The sequence below is a fragment of the Nocardia sp. NPDC004722 genome, assembly GCF_053601505.1.
This window is the reverse complement of the sequence record NZ_JBSGBY010000681.1, coordinates 1-4,299: the sequence shown is the minus strand read 5'-3', so window position 1 is coordinate 4,299 and position 4,299 is coordinate 1. Positions and strand designations below refer to the sequence as shown.

At 67.7% G+C, this 4,299-nt stretch carries 6 protein-coding genes; 2 read left to right on the top strand and 4 right to left on the bottom strand.

Annotated elements, in window-relative coordinates:
- From ACWELQ_RS39655 to ACWELQ_RS39645, 3 genes are all read right to left on the bottom strand, one after another.
- Window positions 1-289, bottom strand: a 289-nt coding sequence (locus tag ACWELQ_RS39655) for a hypothetical protein (protein WP_452402148.1), incomplete at its 3' end; no start/stop codon positions are given.
- Window positions 286-1,113, bottom strand: a complete 828-nt coding sequence (locus ACWELQ_RS39650; RefSeq protein WP_452402147.1) for an ABC transporter ATP-binding protein — start codon at window positions 1,111-1,113, stop codon at window positions 286-288. The genes ACWELQ_RS39650 and ACWELQ_RS39655, both read right to left, overlap by 4 nt.
- Window positions 1,106-1,309: a PLDc N-terminal domain-containing protein gene (locus ACWELQ_RS39645; protein WP_452402146.1), complete on the bottom strand. Its 204-nt coding sequence runs from the start codon at window positions 1,307-1,309 to the stop codon at window positions 1,106-1,108. Before ACWELQ_RS39645 ends, ACWELQ_RS39650 begins: the two co-directional genes overlap by 8 nt.
- A gap of 89 nt (window positions 1,310-1,398) precedes the next feature.
- Here ACWELQ_RS39645 and ACWELQ_RS39640 point away from each other — a divergent pair, with 89 nt between their 5' ends.
- Entirely contained in the window at window positions 1,399-1,959 is a 561-nt protein-coding gene (locus tag ACWELQ_RS39640) for a helix-turn-helix domain-containing protein (protein WP_452402145.1), read from the top strand.
- Between the two features lie 34 nt (window positions 1,960-1,993).
- A complete protein-coding gene (locus tag ACWELQ_RS39635) occupies window positions 1,994-2,770 on the top strand; it encodes an O-methyltransferase (protein WP_452402144.1) in 777 nt (258 codons plus the stop codon).
- 14 nt (window positions 2,771-2,784) lie between these two features.
- Here the strand turns inward: ACWELQ_RS39635 and ACWELQ_RS39630 are convergent, their stop codons facing one another.
- Window positions 2,785-4,146 (bottom strand): cytochrome P450, encoded by a 1,362-nt coding sequence (locus ACWELQ_RS39630; protein ID WP_452402143.1) that lies wholly within the window; start codon window positions 4,144-4,146, stop codon window positions 2,785-2,787.
- Window positions 4,147-4,299 lie beyond the last annotated feature (153 nt).

Here is a 4,299-nt window from a genome sequence, read left to right as displayed (position 1 = left end):
AGTAGATGCCGATCGGCTCGGTGGCCCGCACGGCGCTCGTCTGTGCGGCCAGGATCATGGCTATCGCGGCGACCAGCAGGCCGGTGTTCTTCATGTACTGCTGCAAGCCGTCTCGCCAATCGGGCACTCGCAGTAGTTTGATATCGGCCGACTGCCCGATCAGGTCCGGCAGATACTTCTCGCCGAGCAGCGAGACGAATCCGAACAGCACGAAGGCGGCCAGCAGCGCCAGCAGGCGGCGGGTGCGCACCCATCGGTACCACTCGACGCGGAAGACCGTGCGGTTCATGGCCGCTCCCCTATCGCGGTGAAGAACGCGTCCGTGAGGGTCGGCCGCGTGATCCGGATGTCCTCGATCTCCGCGCTGCGGGCGGCGGCCTCGGTCAGCGCGGGACCCCACCCCGGTGGTTCCGCCTCGATGACCCCGCCACCGGCCAGGGCGATCCGCAATGCGGGTTCGCTGGTGTGCGCGGCGAGGAAATCGGCTGTCGTGCCCGCGAATACGGCGCGCCCGCGGTGCAGCACCAGCAGCCGGTCGGCGAGGTCCTCGACATCGGCGAGCAGGTGGCTGGAGAACACGACCGTCATCCGCTCCCCCAGTTGCCGGATGAGCGCGAGCACGGCGGCCCGCCCTTCCGGATCCAGGGCACTGGTGGGTTCGTCGAGGATCAGCACCTCGGGTTCACGGACCAGTGCCGCGGCGATTCCCAAGCGCTGCAACATGCCCCGTGAGAAGCCGCCCGCGCGGCGGTGGGCGTGGCGTTCCAGATCGACCGCGACGAGCGCGGCATCGACCGTCCAGGAGCCCGGACCGCGGGCCGGTCCGATGGCGAGGGATTGTTCCAGCACTTCCCGGGCCGAGAGCCACGGCTCGAAACCCGGTGTGTCCGGGCAGTATCCGACCGCGCCCAGGCCGATCGGCACCCGGACCTCGCCCGCGCTCACCGCCTGCAATCCGAGCGCAGTGCGGATCAGCGTGGTCTTGCCCGCGCCGTTGAGCCCGATCAGTCCGATGACGCCGTGGCCGTCGATATTCCAGTCGACCTCGTCCAAGGCCAGGAAGTCGCCGAACCGCACGGACACGCCGGTGACCTCGACCGACGGCTCACTCACGGGCGAAGCCGGTGTCGCGCCCGATCACCAGGTAGACGATGCCGCCCAGCGGAATGCTGATCAGGCACACGATCGCCCACGCCCACTTCGGCAGGTACTTCACCCGCGTCCGAGCAATGTCGTACCAACAGAAACCCACGAACCCGACTGCCACCACGACCAACGGCACCAGCGCGGCGACCGGAATGTTCGACACCTGATTCCTCTCCGACGAACGATCCAGCGATTGTTATCACTATTGTGAACATTATCAAGGATGGAAGTAAAGCTGTTAGGGTCGATTCCGTGAACTCCGTCGAACTCCTGCTGCACCCGATCCGATTGCGGATCGTGCAGGCGTTTCTCGGCGACCGAACCCGGACCACGAACGAACTCAAGACCGAACTCGGCGACGTCCCCCCGGGCAGCCTCTACCGCCACGTCGCGAAACTCGTCGACGCACAGGTGCTCGAGGTGGTCACCGAGCGCCGCGTGCGCGGCACCGTCGAGCGCACCTACCGGCTGCGCCCCGCCGCCACCCACGTGGATCCCGACGCGCTCGCGCAGGCCAGCGTCGAGGATCAGCATCGCGCCTTCATGGCCTTCGTCGCCGGACTGGTCGCCGACTTCGACCGCTACCTCACCCGCGACGACATCGACTATGTCCGTGACGGTGTCGGCTACCGGATGGCCGGGTTGTGGCTCAACGAGGCCGAATTCGCGGAATTCGCCGCCGATCTGGGCCGGGTGGTCGCCGCCCGGATGGCGAACGCGCCCGCGCCCGACCGCACCCGGCGGCTGCTGCGCACGGTCGTGCTGCCCGACGATCCCACCCCCGGAAGCGAAACACGTTCCAGTTCGGCATAATCGCGTAGCTGTCTACGTGAGCAAAGGGGTATTCATGGCCGGCACATCGATCGGGGCGGTCCTGCGGGAACGGGTGGTCTATCCGGTTCGCACCGCTATCAGCACCGTGCGGGGGCTCGGAAACTTCACGCGCACCGGGCAATTCGGCGACGGCCGCGAAGCCGCCGTCCGCGATCACGTGATCGCGACCGCCGAGCGGGGCAATCCGCAGAGCGTGCTCGCGGCCATCGACACCTTCGCCCGCACCCGCAGCAACCTGGTGAACGTGGGCGACGAGAAGGGCCTGCTGCTGGATGCCGCGGTCCGGCGCGCGAATCCCACGCTGCTCCTGGAACTGGGCACCTATATCGGCTACAGCGCGGTCCGCACCGCGCACACCATGCCCGAGGGCGCACGGCTGATCTCGGTGGAGTTCAGTGCCGCCAATGCCGAGGTGGCCCGCGACATCATCGCGCACGCCGGACTGGCGGAGCGGGTGACGGTGGTGGTCGGCACCATCGGCGACGGCGGCGAGACCGTGCGGCGGCTCGGCGAGGAGCACGGAATCACCGCGGGGACGGTCGATTTCGTGTTCGTCGATCATGACAAGTCCGCGTACCTGGCGGACCTGAAGACCATTCTCGCGGCCGGATGGCTGCACGCCGGATCGCTGGTGGTCGCCGACAATATGCGCATCCCCGGCGCACCGGACTACCTGCGATACATGCGCGAGGCCGAGGGCACCACCTGGCGCACCATCGAACACGACACCCACATCGAGTACCAGACCCTGCTCAAGGACCGGGTACTCGAATCGGAATACCTGGGCTGAGAGCCCTTTTCGGGTCAGCGACGCCGCAGCGTGACGGGCAGATCGTCCTTCGGCAGCGGCGTCGCGCTCATATCCAGGGGCATGACGTAGTCCTGCGGAACCTCCCACTCGTAGCCGCGCAGCAGCTGGTGCACGATCGTCTTGATCTCGAGTCCCGCGAAATGCTGACCGATGCACTTGTGCGCGCCCGCCCCGAACGGGGCCCAGCCCACCCGGTGCGCCTTGTGCTCGGCACGTTCGTCGGAGAACCGTTCCGGATCGAATTCCTCCGGGCGTGACCACATGTCGGGGCGGCGGTGGTTGACGCTGATGGGCACCACCACGAACGAGCCCTTGGGCACGAAGTACCCGCACACCTCGGTGTCCTCCTGCACCGCGCGCGGGAAGATCTGCACCGGCGTGCACAGCCGGGTGGTCTCCTTGATGATCCAGTCGAGTTCGGTCAGCTCGGCCAGTTCGTCGTAGCCGAGTTCGAACGGCAGCTCCAGTGAGCGTTCCCGCGCCCGCTTCTGCCACTCCGGGTACTTCGCCAGGTTGTAGACGACTCCCGAGAGCGTGGTCGTGGTGGTGTCGTGCGCGGCGGCCAGCAGGAAGATCATGTGGTTGACGATGTCCTCGACGGTGAACCGATCCCCGTCCTCACCGGCGGCCTGACACAGCATCGACAGCAGGTCGGTGCCCGGTTTCGCGCGCGCGGCCACGATGCGCTCGGCCAGGAACGCCGCCATGGTCTTTCGCGCCCGCATGCCACGCCACCAGCGGTTACCCGGAACAGCGACGCGCACCATCGCGCCACCGGCCTGGAGGATGTCCATGGTGGCCCCGCAGATGCGCTCGGCCTCCGCGCGCGGCAGCCGCGCGCCCATGAAGACCTCCAGCACGATGTCGAGCGTCAGTCGTTGCAGGTGCTGGTGCATGAGCACCGGATTACCCTCGGCCACACCGCCTTCCGGCAGCGTGCGCAGGTGGCGGTCGGCGATCTCGCGCATATCCTTCAGATACGAGGTGAGCGCGGCGCGCCCGAAAGCCTGCTGCATGATCGCGCGGTGGCCGCGATGCTCCTCGAAGTCCAGCCGGACGAGACCGCGGTCGAAGAACGGGCCCTGCAAGGGAGTCCAGGCGGGACCGTTGGCGAACACCCGCTCCTTGTTCATCAGGATGCGCGCCGCCGCGTCGGGGCCGCCCGCGATGATCCACTTGTCGCCGAACATGTTCAGCACGTACACCGGCCCGTAGCTGGCCTCGTCCGCGAGGGCGGCCCCGGTGGGATCGCGCCGCTGCCGCAGCAGCTGGCTGATCCAGTTCGTCGTGGGCCCGCTGATGCGCTTCAGCTCACTGCCCGGCGGCGGTGCGGCGACGAATTGTGTTCTGGGCATGGACAACCCCTCCTGCAACTAGAACGCGTTGCAGAAAGCTAACCGCGCGGCGGCGCGGCGGATGTGCTGACGCCACTCGGTGAACTGTTCGCCCAGCACGGGCATCAGCTGTATCTGGTCGGCGGCAGCGTCCGCGACGCGGTGCTCGGGCGG

What these genes read in the sequence shown, in the direction of transcription:
- ACWELQ_RS39635 (WP_452402144.1), top strand. Translation starts at nt 1,994, where the DNA reads ATGGCCGGCACATCGATCGGGGCGGTCCTGCGGGAACGGGTGGTCTAT.
- ACWELQ_RS39630 (WP_452402143.1), bottom strand. Translation starts at nt 4,146, where the DNA reads ATGCCCAGAACACAATTCGTCGCCGCACCGCCGCCGGGCAGTGAGCTG.